The sequence below is a fragment of the Variovorax sp. LjRoot175 genome, from assembly GCF_964253805.1.
Taxonomy (GTDB): Bacteria; Pseudomonadota; Gammaproteobacteria; order Burkholderiales; family Burkholderiaceae_C; genus Variovorax.
In genome coordinates, this window is record NZ_CAXURY020000001.1 from 690,182 (window position 1) to 704,880 (window position 14,699).

At 64.4% G+C, this 14,699-nt stretch carries 16 protein-coding genes; 13 read left to right on the forward strand and 3 right to left on the reverse strand.

Annotated elements, in window-relative coordinates:
• Positions 1–82: 82 nt before the first annotated feature.
• The 11 genes from phnD (at position 83) to ACSQ89_RS03595 (ending at position 11,672) form a co-directional block, all read left to right on the forward strand.
• Positions 83–1,114 (forward strand): phosphate/phosphite/phosphonate ABC transporter substrate-binding protein, encoded by a 1,032-nt coding sequence (gene phnD, locus ACSQ89_RS03545; protein ID WP_093105489.1) that lies wholly within the window; start codon positions 83–85, stop codon positions 1,112–1,114.
• A 7-nt stretch (positions 1,115–1,121) separates the two neighbouring features.
• The gene (locus ACSQ89_RS03550) at positions 1,122–2,147 is read left to right on the forward strand and encodes a phosphate/phosphite/phosphonate ABC transporter substrate-binding protein (RefSeq protein WP_244503826.1); all 1,026 of its coding nucleotides are present in this window, start codon (positions 1,122–1,124) and stop codon (positions 2,145–2,147) included.
• Positions 2,148–2,395: 248 nt separating this feature from the next.
• Positions 2,396–4,027, forward strand: coding sequence for a ShlB/FhaC/HecB family hemolysin secretion/activation protein (locus ACSQ89_RS03555; RefSeq protein ID WP_436296081.1), 1,632 nt, complete (start codon positions 2,396–2,398; stop codon positions 4,025–4,027).
• Positions 4,028–4,047: 20 nt separating this feature from the next.
• The gene (locus ACSQ89_RS03560; protein WP_436296082.1) at positions 4,048–4,275 is read left to right on the forward strand and encodes a hypothetical protein; all 228 of its coding nucleotides are present in this window, start codon (positions 4,048–4,050) and stop codon (positions 4,273–4,275) included.
• 9 nt (positions 4,276–4,284) lie between these two features.
• Entirely contained in the window at positions 4,285–6,348 is a 2,064-nt protein-coding gene (locus ACSQ89_RS03565; RefSeq protein ID WP_436296083.1) for a DUF637 domain-containing protein, read from the forward strand.
• 22 nt (positions 6,349–6,370) lie between these two features.
• Positions 6,371–6,757, forward strand: a complete 387-nt coding sequence (locus ACSQ89_RS03570) for a hypothetical protein (RefSeq protein ID WP_436296084.1) — start codon at positions 6,371–6,373, stop codon at positions 6,755–6,757.
• A gap of 18 nt (positions 6,758–6,775) precedes the next feature.
• On the forward strand, positions 6,776–7,903 hold the full coding sequence (locus ACSQ89_RS03575; RefSeq protein ID WP_436296085.1) for a hypothetical protein: 1,128 nt from the start codon (positions 6,776–6,778) through the stop codon (positions 7,901–7,903).
• Between the two features lie 73 nt (positions 7,904–7,976).
• Entirely contained in the window at positions 7,977–8,714 is a 738-nt protein-coding gene (locus tag ACSQ89_RS03580) for a CC0125/CC1285 family lipoprotein (protein ID WP_436295294.1), read from the forward strand.
• A 307-nt stretch (positions 8,715–9,021) separates the two neighbouring features.
• On the forward strand, positions 9,022–9,447 hold the full coding sequence (locus ACSQ89_RS03585) for a hypothetical protein (RefSeq protein ID WP_436295295.1): 426 nt from the start codon (positions 9,022–9,024) through the stop codon (positions 9,445–9,447).
• A gap of 64 nt (positions 9,448–9,511) precedes the next feature.
• The gene (locus tag ACSQ89_RS03590; protein ID WP_436295296.1) at positions 9,512–10,909 is read left to right on the forward strand and encodes a hypothetical protein; all 1,398 of its coding nucleotides are present in this window, start codon (positions 9,512–9,514) and stop codon (positions 10,907–10,909) included.
• Between the two features lie 31 nt (positions 10,910–10,940).
• Positions 10,941–11,672, forward strand: a complete 732-nt coding sequence (locus ACSQ89_RS03595; RefSeq protein ID WP_436295297.1) for a hypothetical protein — start codon at positions 10,941–10,943, stop codon at positions 11,670–11,672.
• Positions 11,673–11,698: 26 nt separating this feature from the next.
• Here the strand turns inward: ACSQ89_RS03595 and ACSQ89_RS03600 are convergent, their stop codons facing one another.
• Positions 11,699–11,944, reverse strand: coding sequence for a hypothetical protein (locus tag ACSQ89_RS03600; protein ID WP_436295298.1), 246 nt, complete (start codon positions 11,942–11,944; stop codon positions 11,699–11,701).
• A gap of 105 nt (positions 11,945–12,049) precedes the next feature.
• Positions 12,050–12,424 carry a VOC family protein gene (locus ACSQ89_RS03605; protein WP_436295299.1) on the reverse strand — a complete coding sequence of 125 codons (375 nt, stop codon included), beginning with the start codon at positions 12,422–12,424 and terminating at the stop codon, positions 12,050–12,052.
• 71 nt (positions 12,425–12,495) lie between these two features.
• Here ACSQ89_RS03605 and ACSQ89_RS03610 point away from each other — a divergent pair, with 71 nt between their 5' ends.
• Positions 12,496–13,131 carry a LysE family translocator gene (locus tag ACSQ89_RS03610; protein ID WP_436295300.1) on the forward strand — a complete coding sequence of 212 codons (636 nt, stop codon included), beginning with the start codon at positions 12,496–12,498 and terminating at the stop codon, positions 13,129–13,131.
• Between the two features lie 17 nt (positions 13,132–13,148).
• On the opposite strand, the gene ACSQ89_RS03615 is transcribed toward ACSQ89_RS03610, so the two are convergent.
• Positions 13,149–13,424, reverse strand: coding sequence for a DUF4242 domain-containing protein (locus tag ACSQ89_RS03615; RefSeq protein ID WP_093110740.1), 276 nt, complete (start codon positions 13,422–13,424; stop codon positions 13,149–13,151).
• Between the two features lie 182 nt (positions 13,425–13,606).
• Here ACSQ89_RS03615 and ACSQ89_RS03620 point away from each other — a divergent pair, with 182 nt between their 5' ends.
• The gene (locus ACSQ89_RS03620; protein ID WP_093110742.1) at positions 13,607–14,692 is read left to right on the forward strand and encodes a CAP domain-containing protein; all 1,086 of its coding nucleotides are present in this window, start codon (positions 13,607–13,609) and stop codon (positions 14,690–14,692) included.
• The last annotated feature ends 7 nt before the right edge of the window (positions 14,693–14,699 follow it).

Consider the following 14,699-nt stretch of genomic DNA (forward strand, 5'->3'; position numbering starts at 1 on the left):
GAAGAAGATGCAATTTCCTGTCCATTGCGCCGCCGGTGCTCCCCTTGCTTCTCCCGCCCCGCATTCCGGGCGTTTGCGGATGATGGCACGGCGCGCCGCCGCCCTGCTGGGGCGCTGCGCGCTGGCGTTGCTGCTGGGCGCGCCGCTCGCGGCCGCGGCGCAAACCGCGGGCACGGCTGCCGCCGCCAAGACGGCGCCGCTGCGCTTCGGCATCCTGCCGCTGGGCGGCGCCTTCGAATCGCGCAACGACTGGGAGCCGCTCCTCGCAGACCTGAGCCGCGCCATCGGCCGGCCGGTCAGCGTGCTCTCGGTCACTTCCTACGAAGCGCTCGAGCAGGCGATCCAGCGCGACCAGGTCGACATGGCCTTCCTGTCCGGCAAGATGGCGCTCGATGCCGTCACGCAGCGCCGCATGAACGTCGTGGCGCAGGTCACGCGCCACGACGGCCTGCCCGGCTACCGCGCGCTGCTGCTCACGCGCAAGACCGGGAAGTTCACCACGCTGAAAGACCTGCTGGCACAACCCGAGCGCTGGCGCCTGGCGCGCGGCGAGAGCCGCTCGGTGTCGGGCTTCATCGTGCCGCAGCTCCAGCTCTTCCTGCCGAACCACATTGCGATGGAGACGCGCTTCGCCAGCGAAGTGGTGGGCACGCACCAGGCGACGGCGCTGGCGGTGGCCAACGGCGAGGCCGACGTGGCCACCAACAACACGGCCGATTTCGAGCGCTTCAAGCTCCAGTTCCCGGCCGAGGCCGATCGGTTGCAGGTGATCTGGGAGTCGGAGCTGATCCCGCACGCGCAACTGGTGGTGCGGCGCGAGTACAGCCCCGAGTTCCAGAAGAAGGTGCAGGCCTTCCTGGTCGACTACGCGCGCGCCAAGGGGCCGCGCGGCGACGCCGAGCGCGCCGTGCTGAAGTCGCTGCACGACCTGGCCGGTTTCGTCGCGGCCGACAACAGTTCGCTGTTGCCGGCTGCCAAGCTGGCCTACCAGCTCGCCAGGCAGAGCGCCATGACCTCGCAGTGGGTCAACGAGGCGGCACGCCAGGCCCGGCTGCAGCGCATCGAGAGCGGGTATGCCGAGCAGGTGGCGGCCTTGCGCAACGGCGCACCCTGAGCCTCGCATGAGGCGGTGCGTGCTGCGCATGGCGTGGCGTTGCACCCTGGCTGCCGCGCTGGGCTGGCAAGCCGCTGCCGCGCTCGCACAAAGCCTTCGCGCCGAGCCGCCGCCGGCCATCCGCTTCGGCGTGCTGCCGGTCGGCGGTGCGGTCGAGTCGCGCGGCAACTGGACGCCGCTCCTTAACGACCTGAGCCGCGCGCTCGGCCGGCCGGTGAGCGTGCTCTCCGTGACCTCCTACGAATCGCTGGCCCAGGCCCTCCGGCGCGACGACGTCGATTTCGCGCTGCTGTCGGCCAAACTGGCGCTCGATGCCGTCGCAGAACGGCGCATGAACGTGGTGGCCCAGGTGGCGCGGGTCGACGGCCTGCCCGACAGTCGCGCCGTGCTGCTCGCGCGCAAGACAGGCGCCCACAATTCGCTGAAGGAGCTGCTGGCCCGCCCCGAACGCTGGCGCCTGGCGCGCGGCGACAGCCGCTCGGTGTCGGGCTTCATCGTGCCGCAGCTCCAGCTCTTCCTGCCGAACGGCATCGCGATGGAGACGCGCTTCCAGAGCGAGATCGTCGACACGCACCAGGCCACCGCGCTCGCGGTGGCGAATGGCGATGCCGACGTGGCCACCAACAACACGATCGACTTCGAGCGCTTCAGGCAGCAGTTTCCGGCCGAGGCCGATCGGCTGCAGGTGATCTGGCAGTCCGAGCCCATTCCTCCGGCCGTGTTCGTGATGCGGCGCGCCCATCCCCTCGCGTTGCAGAAGAAGCTGCAGGACTTTCTGGTCGACTACGGCCGCACCAAGGGGCCGCGCGGCGACGGCGAGCGCGAGGTGCTGAAGTCGCTGCATGCGCCCTTCGGCTACGTTGCGGCGGACAACACGGCGCTGCTGGCGGCGGCCGAGCTGGACTACCAGCTCGCGAAGCGGCGCGCGCTCGCCGCGAAGTGGGTCAATGCAGAAGCGCGCGCGGCCCGGCTGGAACGCATCGAGCGCAGCCATGCGGAGCAGGTGGCGGTGTTGCGCGACGGCAGGCCCTGAGCGCGGCCTCGGCCTCATAACACGAACGACTTAAGCGAGTTTTCACGCGGGATCCCGCCGCTGCGCATTCGGTCACGAAAGCGCGCAGATTCTTGCCGCGCAGCTTGAAGCCTCGACCCTGGCCGCCAGAATGCGCGCCTCAACAAGAAGCAAGAAGGTCGGGGCCAGCGATGGTATTCAGGGGAGGTCGAGGGCCACAGGCCCACGAGAAAACGCGCGCCGTTTTTTTGCGGCGCAATGCATGGACGATGGCGGTGCTGGGCGCCGCAACGGCGATGGCGCAAGCGCAGACCGCGCCGCTGCCTTCGGCGCCCAATCCTTTCGTCGAAGAACAGCGCCAGCAGGAGCGCGAACGCGCGCTGCGCCAGCAGCAGGAACGCGCGGTCGACAGCCGCCTGCAGCCCGCGGCGCCGCCCGAAACCCGGCGCCTGGCCAAGGACGAGAGCCCGTGCTTTCGCATCGAGCGCATCGTGCTCGACGGCGAGCTCGCCGAAGACTTCCAGGGCCTCCTCTCGTCCGCCGCCGGTGAAGACGGCAGCGACGACCCGCTGGGCCGTTGCCTCGGCACCGAGGGCGTCAACATCGTGCTGACCCGGCTGCAGCAGGCCGCCGTCGCGCGCGGCTACGTCACCACCCGCGTGCTCGCGGCGCCGCAGGACCTGAGCCAGGGCACGCTGACGCTCACGCTGATCCCCGGGCGCATCGCCGCCATCCGCAAAGCCTCCGGCAGCGATGCGCGCACCAGCCTCCACAACGCGATCCCGGCGCGGCCCGGCGAGCTGCTCAACCTGCGCGACATCGAGCAGGGCCTGGAAAACCTCAAGCGCGCACCGACCGCCGAGGCCGACATCCAGATCGAGCCCTCCAAGGCCGAGGGCGCGCGCCCCGGCGACAGCGACCTGGTCGTCAAGTACAGCCAGCGCTTCCCGCTGCGCACCACGCTCAGCCTGGACGACGGCGGCACCCAGGCCACCGGCAAGACCCAGGCTGGCGCCACCGTCGCGTGGGACAACCCGCTCGGACTCAACGACCTCTTCTACGTCAGCGCGAACCACGACGCCTTCAACCACAGCGGCCAGGGCACCAGCGGGCAGACCGTGCACTACTCGGTGCCCTACGGCTACTGGCTCTTCGGCGCCACCGCTTCGCGCAACCGCTACCACCAGACCGTGCAGGGCGCCGACCAGGACTACGTCTATGCCGGCGAGTCGGGCAATGCAGAGCTCAAGCTCTCGCGCCTGATCTACCGCGACCAGCGCCGCAAGACCACGCTCGGCCTGCGCGGCTTCAGGCGCAGCGCGCGCAACTTCATCAACGACACCGAGATCGAGGTGCAGCGGCGCGTGACCGGCGGCTGGGAGCTGGGCCTCGCGCACCGCGAGTTCATCGGCCAGGCCACGCTCGACGCCAACCTTGCGTACCGCCGCGGCACCGGTGCCTTCGGTGCCCTGCCGGCGCCCGAAGAAGCCTTCGGCGAAGGCACCTCGCGCTTCAGGCTCGTCAGCGCCGAACTGGGCTTGAACGGTGCGACGCTCTGGCCATCGCTATTCGTCAATACAGGAGGTGCAGTTGTGACTTCTGCGATCAACAACAATCCATCTGGTTCAACAGGGAGCATTGCCGGCGCGGCATTTGGAACCGCAATCGGATATCCGCTGGGTGCGGCGGTTCAGAGTGGATTGAACGGCTACCTGAATCACTGGGCACGACCCATGTGGCAGGAGATGGGCCTCACGATCCAGCGGTGGGTTGGGCCGAGTCCTGTGCCTGGCGCCGTCGGCAGCGCGTTTGGCAGTATCGGCCAGGAAGTGGGCAACGCATTGGTCAATAACCCAAGTACGCCGATCAACGCAGGCAATCCAACTCGGGGTGGTCGATGAAGCCTACGTACAAGCACAACTTGAAGATGGTCGGCCTCCTATTCGTCGCGTTTCTTCTTGTCTACGGCATCGGCTTGCCTATGTTGATTCTTCTGGGCATGCCCCTGATCCGGTGGGCGATCCACGGGGTGCTCTATTTCTCGATCGACAGTCGCTCCCTTTGGTGGTTGGCTTGGCTTGTTCTCGGCATGACCGTGGTTACGACCGTCTTGATGTGGCTGGAAGGCAAATGGAAGGGGCGATGGTGAGGTGATCGCGTGCTGCTCCACAACGCGCGCGAGGGCCCGCAAAGCCAGGAGACCGGCAGCATCGTCAGCGGCGCCGGCAACGTGAGCCTGCAGGCCGGGGGCGACCTCACGGCCAGAGCCGCAACCCTGAGCGCCGGTCCTTCGACAAGCTCAGGACAGGCTACGCTCAGCCTCGATGCCGGCGACAAGCTCACCCTGTACGCCGGCGAGAACCAGGCCAGCGCCGAGACCCGCCACGCGACCAAGAAGGGCATGAGCCATTACAGCCTGGACGCCGACAGCCAGGAGACCACGCTGGCGCGCACCACCCTCACCGCCACGGACATCAAGCTGCGAAGCGGCGGCGACATGACCCTCGGCGCCATCGAAGCGAACGCCGAAGCCTTGGACATCCACGCCGGCGGCAAACTCCACCTGCTCACGCAGAGCACCACCAGCGCGATGAGCCAGAAGGAGAACGAAGGCGACGCGGCCTTCGTATCGGCCTCGGGCAGCGGGCGCGTGGACGAGGCCAGCCAGTACAACCGCTTCAACGTGGCGACCTTGAACATCAAGGCCGATGGCGGCGTGACTGCACAGATCGGCGAGCGAGACAGCCTCGCCACCCTGGGCCAGCAGCCCGGCATGGCGTGGGTGAAGAAGCTCACCGAAGACCCTGCCTTCGCCAACAGTGTCGAGTGGCAGCGCGTGAAGGAAGAGCACGAGAAGTGGGCCTACCACCAGAGCGGCATGGGGCCGGTGGCCACGCTCATCGTGACCGTGGTGGCGGCAGTGGCGGCGGCCCCATTGGCTGCGCAGGCGGGGGCGGCTGCAGGCAGCGCCACGGCGGGCATGGGTGCAACCGTCTCCGCCGGTGCCAGCGCGGCGGTACAGGCAGGCGTTACCGCCCTTGCAAGCCGGGCCGCCGTGAGCCTGGCCGTGAGCCTGGCCAACAACAACGGCGACCTGGGCAAGGTACTCAAGGAGATGGGCAGCAGCGAGAGCATCAAGGCCATCGCTACGTCCATGTTGACGGCGGGTGTCATCGAGGGGCTGAGCGCCTCCGGCCTGCTGCCGTCAAATCAGGCCAATGCGACCAACGGCAAGGCGCTGTTCACGGACCAGCTACAGCGCCAGTTGATCGATGGGGTGGCCAGTTCGCTGGTGCGCAGTGCGATCAATGGCACCAGCCTGGAGGACGAGCTGAGCTATGGCCTGGCCAGTGCGCTGCTGAATACGGTGGCGCCGCAAGGAGCGTTCGAGATCGGGGACATGAAGGCCAATGGCACGCTTAACGACTTCACCCGTCAGGTGGCTCATGCAATCGTCGGCTGTGCGGTTGGCGCAGGACGGGCCAGCACGGGTGGGAGCAGTGCGGCCTCTGGCTGTTCGAGTGGCGCAGTGGGCGCCGTGGTTGGTAGCCTCACCGCCGGCTTTATGTTGGCCAATGGGCCTCAGGACACGGCCTCGGTGAGCAGTTTGGGGGCGCTTATGGGTGGCATCGCGGGGGCGCTTATCGGAGGCGATGCCAGCAGTGCAAGCATCGGACTACAAGCCGCAGAAGATGCCGTCGCAAATAACGAGTTGCTTCATCTCCCCGACGGCATGCGACTCGCAGGCTATCGTGAGACGGCTTATTCGGATGGTACTTACTGCAATATTCAAGGAGCCACTGTTGGCCCTTGTGCCATAACGGGCGCCGGCGGCGATACCCGGCCCAGCGTAGTCATCGGAGTTGCTGCAGGCGTTTCCACGTTCGTGGGCGACCTTTCTCTCAGTTATGGCGCCAATGGAAGTCTATATTTAGGCGGTGGAAAAAGCTTGACTCTGTCTTATCCCTATACGCCTATCCCTTCATGGGCTGTGCGACTCAATATTTCTGACACCCAGCTCTCCAATGCCGAAATCGAAGGTTTTTATGCAGGAAGCTCGACCTCGACTTCCTTTTCTATGTTCGGGCTAACATTCGGGAATTCTTGGTCCCCAACTGGTCCGAGTACCTTTCGAGGAACAACTGACATCGGGCTCACATCGCCTGGTTTTAGTGTCTCTGGGGGAACCGGCCTAGCTACCTGTGTATGGAATTGCCAGTAATAAATATCTGGAAGTGAGCTGCATGTCAAAAAATATTCTTCCAGTGGCAATGTTGGCGGTCGTCGCCGTTGCAGTATGGCTTGCTGCAAATTTATTCTTCAAAATCGGGCCTCCGCCGCCGCCTAGCGGGAGCGTCGGTCTTGCGTTGCTAAGTGCAATCTCCGATTTAGTCTTTAAGGCCGGTGGAACGGTAAAGGTGCATGACTGCGGGATGATAGCGAAACAAGAAATTTCAGTAACCTGCAAGAATCTGGAAATTCGGCAAGCCGATTTGACGATGAGTGCTGAGGTCGGTGGCTGGAAGTTTGAGCGCAAAACCTCTTCTGCTGCATACAAGAGTGCTTTGATTTTCTCTCAAAACAAGGACTCGTTGGTCCTTGAGGTCGATCAAGGGGGGTGGTTCGCATAATTAGTGTTAAGCGAAGGTTTGGCTAATTTGCTTTTAATTGGGACGCTGAAAATGATTTGGTGGAAATTGCGATTTGTGGGTGTATGTATATTTGCAGGTTTGATGTCTATATTGACGGGCTGCGCTTCCGTCACCCAGGGGCTTGAGCAGTCCGTGCGAATCGAGACGCTCACCAGTGCCGGAAAAGCCGTCGAGGGCGCGCAATGCCAGCTTTCCAACGACAAGGGAACGGCCATGGCAGTTTCGGGGCAGAGTGCTTTGGTCCGGCGTTCCGGCGGCGACCTCTCAGTGCTTTGCGAATTGGCCGGCCAACCTTCTGCCGTCGGCCAAGCAGTCTCGCGCGCCAATGCCGGCTTGGCGGGCAACGTCCTGATCGGAGGCGGGATCGGCGCTGTGATCGACGCCACCTCCGGTGCGGCATACACCTATCCGACGTGGATGCAACTGGTCTTCGGGGAAGAGCGATTGTTCGACCGCAGCGGCCATCGGGATGAGGGGCCGGTCTCTGGAACCTTTGTGCGGGCGACGGGGCCCGCGACGACGGCGGAACTTGCAAGGCCGAGCGATCCATCAGTGCCACCGGTCGCGGCGGCGCCCAGTGTTGCAGCGAGCGGCATCAGGGCGCCCTTGCGTCGAGGCGATGCGCTGGAGTATGTGTTGATCGATCAGATGACGGGGAACAAGTCGCCGGTCATCTATCGTCTGGATCAGGTCACTGCGAACGAGATGTCCTTTAACCAAGGCGCTCGTGTCGAAAGAATCGATGGGCAGGTTGTGTTGATCCGTTCGCCTGCAGGGGGCATTTTTGATACGTCCTCCCCTCCCGGTGGCTGGGCACGCGCAAACGTTCGGCCGGGCATGGCATGGAGCGAGGAATATCCCAGGCACAGCCTGCGCGCGACCGTGTCCGGCGAAAGCTCCTACAAGATCGGCGATGAGGACGTCCGTGTTGTCAAGATTCAGTACGCCGGCTGGCAGAACAACACGGTTATGTCCAACGGTGCAGCACCGCGATCTTCACAGATGGAAGTTACCGTGCTCTATGCACCGGACCTCAAACGTGTAGTCCGGTTCGACGCCGAAACCAAGGCAATCGCTGGGATGACGAAGGAATCTCTTCAGCTCCAGCGCATCCTCAGGAACTGAGGCGTCACCAACCCAGGTCTGGCTGCAAAGCAACGGCCACCCACGAGCAGCAGTCGGGTTCTGAAGACGATTCATGCGGCAAGACGGCGCCGGAGCAGTCTTGCCAATCCCGCAGATGAATCAGCCGGGCGCTGGCCCTGCTTATCGCGTATCAAATAACCATCAAGGAGGAACTTCCATGAAGAAGCAATGGACTGCGCTCACCATGGCCGCGGCGGCCGCGCTATCAGGCTGCGTGGTGCCGCCAACGCCCTACCAAGCGGCGAGCGAGGCGCCGCGCGGTTCTCTTGGCTATCGAAGCGTCAAGGTGGAAGACGCGCTGGTCCGCGTCGAGTTTCAAGGCAATGCACGAACGGTGCTCAGAGCCGTTCAGGCCTACACGCTCTACCGGGCCGCGGAAATCGCCAAGGAAGAAAACGCGCCGGCGTTCTCGATCCTGGAGGGCTCGTTCGATCGACAAATTCTGGAGGGCACGGATACCTTCTCTCGCGCGAACGGCGCCGGCTTCGAAGCCGAGGACGTGGCGGTCAGCCACCCCGGGCGCGGCGATGGTCCCGCCGACAGCGTGGTCAACGTGGAATCGGCGCCGATCTTGCGCACCCGCAGTTACGGCGTGCCGTCGCCGCCGCCGAGGCCGGTTTATGTGCCGACCTACATCTACATGCCTGCCACGCCGATCGTGCTGCATCAGCGCTCATTGCTCATTCGCCTCTTGCCGGCGGTTCCCGCCGGAGCGGAGGACCGCGTGTTCGTGACGCAGAAGGTGCTCGATCAGCTGGGGCCGCGCATCATCCGGCCCGGCAAGAAGTGATCACCGTGGGGCTTGGCCATGACCATTCATTCAGATGTTCTTCCTCACCGAGAGCCGCGCCGGGCAAATCAGTGCGTTAGCACGAACGACTTAAGACAGCTACCGCGACTCGTCGCATGGCCGCGCATTCAGTCACGAATGCGTGAAGATTCTTCGGACGCAGCCCAAAACAGCGGGCGCGCGCACCAGAATTCGCCGCTTGAAAAGAAGAGGGAGCTGAAGCAGATCCTGCAGCAGAAATTGCCGCGCCAATACCTGACGCGTCGGTACTCCCACATCAGTCACACGCCTCTCCATGAGTCAACCCATGGTCAACTCCATGAACCTTGTTCGAGCCATCCTCGGTTGTGTCCTTGCGGGCGCAGCCTTCTGCGCCATGGCGCAGCCCAAGCCCCAAGCACCGGAGTGCCGAGGCCAACAAATAGAAGCGTCACGCGTCGACTTCTGTCTGGTTCGAGGCGCCGCTTTTCAGCACGACACCTACATGCTTCGGCTGGATGGCGCCTTGATCTTCGCGCTGACCGACGACTATGTGGAGCAGGTGGAGCTCCAGCACACGATTCCCGAAGGCCCGGGCATCGAATACCCGCTGTCCAAGCAAGGCACCAAGACCGTCAAGATCACCGGAGGCTGCATCCCTGAGAGCAAGGACGGTGCGGAGGTCGCTCGGCTCTGCAACTTTCACTGGGGCAGACATCACGTGGTGAGAGACCAGCGGTTCGAGTTCGATTGATTGGCGCGGCGAGTGCCTGCGATACGTACAAACACAAAGAGGCGCCGTTGCACGGCGCAAGTACATGAAGGTCATCCATACCATCTTCTGCGCTGCAGCCGTGCTCGTCCTTGCGGGCTGCGCATCCGGGAGCCAAGAGTCAGCCGGCTTCACGAGCGAGCCTTTGATCGACGGCAACAGGCTGGAACGCCACAGTCTTCTGCGTGCAGGCAACGAAGCCGCCTTCTCGACACAGCAAGGAAGGCTCTCCAGCAACTTCGCGGTATCTTGCGACTCGGTCAAGGCATGGCTGCTGTTCACGTCCTCGGGTGAGCGACGCTATCCCGGTGGCGGCAAGCGCTACGGCGAGCGCCGCGAGTTGAAGGAAGAGACTGCGCGTCAGCTCAAGGCCATCCCTGCGGTTCAAGGCGCGTGCCAGACGGCGCCCGACTGGCGCGAGGTGCGCCGAAGCAGCGATGGCATCGTCACGTTGATCGATGTCAAGAGCATCGAGAGGGCGGAAGACGATTTCATCTTCTGGGGCGCGTTCGACTACCCCAAGATCGGATTCGATCCGCCGTACGGGGCACCCTTCGGTCAGAAGTTCGAGCGCTTCAGCCTCTCTTGTGCGGAGAGGTCTTATCTGCAACTCAGCGGCTACGACGTCGACAATCGGAATCGGGTCACGGACGGCCTTCTGTTCAATATCAGGGCCCCGCGCGCAGCCATCGGCAGCGACATCAACGAAGACTACAAGGCGCTCTTCGCGGCGGTCTGCGGTGACGCGGCGAACTGGGGCAAGTTGCCGGCCTTCGCTGTGCGCAAGAAAGAGGCAACGGATGACCCTGCGACGGTGCAGCAAGCTCCCGCGGCTGCGGTGCTGCAAGCGATTGCGCAACTCGAAATCCAACGGGCGCCGAGAACCTTGAAGCGTCTCGTGCTGGCAGGGACGCACACCTTCGAGGGCCGCACGAAACCGAGTCGCGAAGCGCATCTGCTCTCCGCGTTGCCTTCACCGGGTCTCATGTCCGAAACGGTCAAGCTCACTGACTACACACGCACCGGAATCACATTCCTCGGCTTGTTCGGGCTGAGCGCAGAAACCGCGTTTGCCCTGCATGAGCGCAAGAGCCGCTTCTTGACGACGGAAGCCTCGTTCAGCGGCGATTGGAGCCGGATGCCCGTCGGCTCGCAGATCGCCTTCAGCGTGGCGACCCAGTACGCCTCCGCTGTCGCGAGCCTTGGCGTTTCAGAAAGCAAGTACACCACCCAATGCCAGGTCATCGCCGAGATGGCTGCGATAACGCTGCATCCGGCGCTCGCCGGCAAGGCGAAGCAACTCGAATGCCGTGTCGTCAACGACAAGTACAAGCAGGTTCAAACGGCGTACTACCTGCAGGACTACGGCCATGTCGTGCGGACGGAATCCAGCAAGACCGCGTTTTCCTACTACTCGCGAAGAATCACAGAGGTCGAGCAGTAGTTGCTGCCCTCTGTTCTTGACCAAAGCCATCATGCGATCTTTCTCTTTCTTCACACCCGTCCTCGCGCTCTGCCTGCTTGCAGGCTGCGCCCGATCCCCCGTCACGCCTGACGAACCCGTCCAGCCGCCACGCCTCACGCGCATCCTGGTGATCCCCGTGACGCCCATCGCCAAGTTACACACCGAGAACAAGGGCATCCCGCTCGGCGTGTTGTGGCAGTCGATCGCCGATCGCATCAAGAGCTCGGACTTCAACGACCGCATGGAGACCATGCGCAAGGACATGGGGACGAGGATGACGGCTGCGCTGGTCAGGCAACTGCGTACGCAGGGCTACGACGCAGAAGTGATCGAGGGTATTCGCCGGCCGGCATCCTCACCTGACAACATCGACTACACGGGCCTGCCGGCTACCGACCCGGTGCTGCACATCTACTTCAACGAAGTCGGGATGTATTCCTCGCGCTTCTCGATGGACTACGTGCCGCGCGTCAACCTGAGCGCCTATCTGATTCGTCCGCAGGATGCAGACACGCTCTATGGGGAGACCATCTACTACGGCGCGGATTCGAAAGGCAACGCGTCCTGGAGCGTTCCGGCAGACGCTCGCCATCGCTGGGCGAGCTTCAACGAGATGGTTGGCAAGCCGCAGGAGGTGACGAGCAGCTATGACGCTGCGGTCGAGGCGCTGGCAGCGAGGATCGCGCAGAACATTCGCGAGCAGTTCGAGCCGGCGCCTGCGCGGGTTTCTTCTGCGCCCTGACACGCAAAGCCACAGCCTGCTGACCATCACATGGGATAGAAATCACCTTCCTTCACGGAATCGTCATCCGGCAGAGTGCGTTGCTGGCTCGCGGTATCTCGAAGGCGGCGCTCCTCGAAGCACTTGAGGTAGATCGGCCGCTGGATGAGAGCGCGGAGTTGATATCGTTCGGGCCGTCTTTCGGTCAAGAGGCTTGCGATGAGTTCATCCAGCGCTTGGAGTCGCTGGGCCTGAGCTATGTCGACGACTTCTTCGACTTGAAGCTGAGTCATCCAGACTGGCTCACGTTCTCAGCACGACTGACCTGACCCTGACGCAGGGGCTGGAACGGCGAGTCTCGACGCCCATGGCCGGGCCAAGAAGTCGATCGGCGAACCTCACACGCCTTGTATCACCGCCATGATGTTCCCCTCCGTATCCGTGAACCAGGCAGCCTTCGCCCCGCCCTGGTTCACGATGCCGTTCTCGTCCTTCCCCGGCATGTCGTAGTCCTCGAACACGACGCCGCGCGTCTTCAGTTCGGCCACTTCGCTCTCGATGTCCTCGACCTGCCAGAAAGCCTGGCTGGCCTTGGAGGTGCCGGCGTTGGGCGTCGGGTACAGGAAGCAGCTGGTGCCACCTGCGCACTCGTAGACGACACCGTCGTCCACTTTCGCCTTGGGCTTGAAGCCGAGCTTCTGCTCGTAGAACTGCCTCGCACGGGCGACGTCTTGCGCCGGGATGTACGCGTACATCGGTGACTTCTGAAGCATGGTTTTCTCCCGTGATCCGCGGGCCTGAAGACAAGCACCTACCATCGCGCTTTTGGAGCGAAAGCACAACCATGGACATCACCCTCCCGCTGCTCGGCATCGCCGGCGCCATGATCGTCGGCGCCATGAGCCCCGGCCCGAGCTTCGTCATGGTCGCGCGCACGGCCGTTGCGTCGCGCAGCGACGGGCTCGCCGCGGCGCTGGGCATGGGGCTCGGCGGCATCGCCTTCGCGGTCGCCGCGCTGGTCGGGTTGCAGGCGGCCTTTCTGGCGGTGCCGGCGTTGTACCTCGCGATCAAGCTGCTCGGCGGGCTCTACCTGGTGTATCTCGGCATCCGCATCTGGCGCGGCGCGAAGCAACCTTTGGACGTCGCCGAGGCGCAGGCGCCGGGCGGCAACCGGCAGCCCGGCCGGCGTGCGCTGCTGCTGGGCCTGGCCACGCAGATCAGCAACCCGAAGACGGCCGTGGTCTACGCCAGCATCTTCGCGGCCTTCCTGCCGCGCGACGTGCCCCTGTCGCTGGCGCTCGCGCTGCCCGTCGTCATCTTCTGCATCGAGACCGGCTGGTATGCCATCGTGGCCTTGGCGCTGTCATCGGCCGCGCCGCGCTCGGCCTACCTGCGCTACAAGACCTGGATCGACCGCGCGGCTGGCGGCATCATGGCGCTGCTCGGCGCCAAGCTCCTGTCTGCCGCGCGGGAGGTTTGAATCAAGAGAGTGCGCGCCTAGGCCCGATAGAAGTAGGGGTCGAGCACGGTGACTTCCGTGATGGTGTCCACCGGTAGGCTGTTGTCGCCCGCCGTCTCGCGGATCGCCTCCGGGTTCGGGCTGTCGTAGACGCAGAAGGACTTGCGATGGTCCTTGCTCACATAGGAGTGGACCCAGGTCACGCCTCTCTTGGCGTTGTTGGCGATCACCATGCCGCAGGCCCGCGCGCCGACATCGGTCACCGGGATCTCGAGGCCTTCGGGAAAGGTGCGTTCGACCAGATAGCGAGGCATGTCGGCTCCTTGGTTGAGTGGCTACGGCAGGAATGCGCCGTCGGTCTCAGCTTAGCCGGGCATGCCTTTCGCGTCTGCCCGGGACTTGCCTAGCGTTGGCATCGCTCCGAGTTCGGCCTACCTACGTCAACGATGGCCGCGCTCTGACAGGAAGGTTCGCGATTTCGTGACGTCATGGCGCCATGACGCATTCGCTTTCCTTTTCCATATCCGCTTACGGCTGGCGCCATGCGCTCGCAGCCATCTTCTGTGCGTTGATCGCAGCCTGCGGCGGGGGCGGCGGCGGAGGTGGGGGCGTGGCGGTGCTGCCGCCGGGCTCTACAGCGTCGACCCAGACCCCGCCGAGCGCGCCGGCCGACGGAGCGCTGCCCTCGACGCTGGTGACTTCCGTCCCCCCCGACACCTACGGCGCTTCTTCGGAGGGCCACCAGGCCTTTGCACTGCTGAACGCGGAGCGCGAGCGCTGCGGATTCGGCCTTCTCGCGCAGAACGCCCAGCTCGATGCCGCTGCCAAAGCGCACGCGGACTGGCAGATCGTGAACAACCAGTTGACCCACCAGGAGACGCCGGGCACGTCCGGCTTCACGGGCGTGAACCCGGTGGACAGGGTCTCGGCCGCGGGCTATTCGGCCGGCGGCGTGGGCGACGAAATCTCCAGCCTGTACTACTCCGGCTCGATCGCGGGCACGGGCGTCTTCGGCGTGCGGGCGCTGCTCGCGCTGCCGTACCACCAGGTCGGCATGCTGGGCGGCTTTCGCGACATCGGGATCGCGCTGCGCGGCAGCGATGAACTCGGCACCACTGCCATCTTCGGCCCGCGCACCGTGCAGCAGTTCAACCTGGGCTTCACGCCGGCCGCCGGCCGCCAGGAGCCTGCCAGCGACCAGGTGCTCACCTATCCCTGCGAAGGGACCAGCGGCGTCTTTTTCGAGATCACCAACGAGACCCCCAATCCGGTGCCGGGCCGCGACCTGCGGGCCAGCCCGCTTGGCCACGGCCTGCTGGTGGCCGTGCGAACCGGACAGACGCTCGCGATCTCCTCGGCATCGATGCAGACGCTGTCGGGGAACGTGCCCGTGGTGCTCCGGCCGGCCATGACCAGTGACAACGATCCGAACGGCGTGCTGGCTGCCAACAAGGCGCTGATCATTCCCGACGCCTCCTTGATGCCGAACACGGCCTACGCGGTGAGGATCGCCGGCACCAACGACGGCGTGTCCTTCGCCAGGAGCTTCAACTTTTCGACCGGCGCCGGCGCGGCCCGGTGAGGCTTGT